General features: G+C 65.4%; 1 protein-coding gene. It reads left to right on the top strand.

Going from position 1 to position 1,117, the window contains the following annotated elements; translation table 11 throughout:
* Positions 1–108 precede the first annotated feature (108 nt).
* Positions 109–1,113 carry an IS481 family transposase gene (locus tag ACWRN3_RS22855; RefSeq protein ID WP_476742029.1) on the top strand — a complete coding sequence of 335 codons (1,005 nt, stop codon included), beginning with the start codon at positions 109–111 and terminating at the stop codon, positions 1,111–1,113.
* Positions 1,114–1,117: the final 4 nt, after the last annotated feature.

Raw genomic sequence — 1,117 nt, 5'->3', positions numbered from 1 at the left:
TGTACTGTCCCGGCAGGTTGGTGACTCGGGGACGGATTTGACGCAATAAGAGGACCTCCGGGTGTTGTGTGGTGCTTGTCGAGAGCGAACACAAACCAGGAGGTCCTCGTGTCCCACCGTAACGCGTTTTTGGCTCATTCGGGTCGTCTGCAGCTGGCCCGGTGCATTGTGGTGGATGGGTGGCCGTTACGCCGGGCTGCTGAGCGGTTCAACGTCTCCGTCCCGACGGCCGCGCGCTGGTCCCGCCGCTACCGGGAACTGGGCGAGGCAGGGCTGGAGGACCGCAGGAGCCGGCCCCTGACCTGCCCGCACAGGACACCGATACGCACCGAGCGACGCGTGCTGGGGCTGCGGGTGAACCGGCGCTGGGGTCCGGCACGGATCGCCTACCACCTGCGTCTGAACGTCTCCACGGTGCACCGCATCCTGAGCCGCTACCTTTGTCCGCCGCTGCGGTTCACCGACCCGGCAACAGGGATCAGGGTCCGTGGCCGGGACCGCGCCAACCGGTACGAATATGCCTGGCCGGGGGAAATGATCCATGTGGACATCAAGAAGCTCGGCCGGATCCCCAACGGTGGTGGACACCGCATCCACGGGCGGGTGCAGGGCGAAGCGAACTCCAGGGCCCGGAACGTCGCGGAAGGCCGGCCCAAGGACCGCGGCCAGGTTCGCGGCTACACCTTCCTGCACCACGCCGTGGATGACCATTCCCGGTTCGTGTACTCCGAGATCCTGCCGGACGAAACCAAAGAGACCGCGTCGGCGTTCATGCGCAACGCCATCGCCGCGTTTGCCGCCCAGGGCGTCAAAATCCAGAGGGTGCTCACGGACAACGGCGCTTGCTACCGCTCCCGCGCCTTCGCAGCAGTCCTGGGCGAAGCCGGGATCAGGCACAAACGCACCCGGCCGTACCGGCCCCAAACCAACGGCAAGGTCGAACGCTTCAACCGCATCCTGCAAGAGGAATGGGCCTACGCCAAGGCCTACAGCTCAGAAGCCGAACGGCAATCCTGCTACCCCGACTTCATCGAGTACTACAATCAGCGCAGGCCACACACTGCACTCAAAGGCGCCTCACCCGCCAGCCGTGTCACCAACCAACCGGGTTAGTACA

This window comes from Pseudarthrobacter sp. rb, from assembly GCF_056389225.1.
This window is presented reverse-complemented; position numbering and strand designations above follow the sequence as displayed.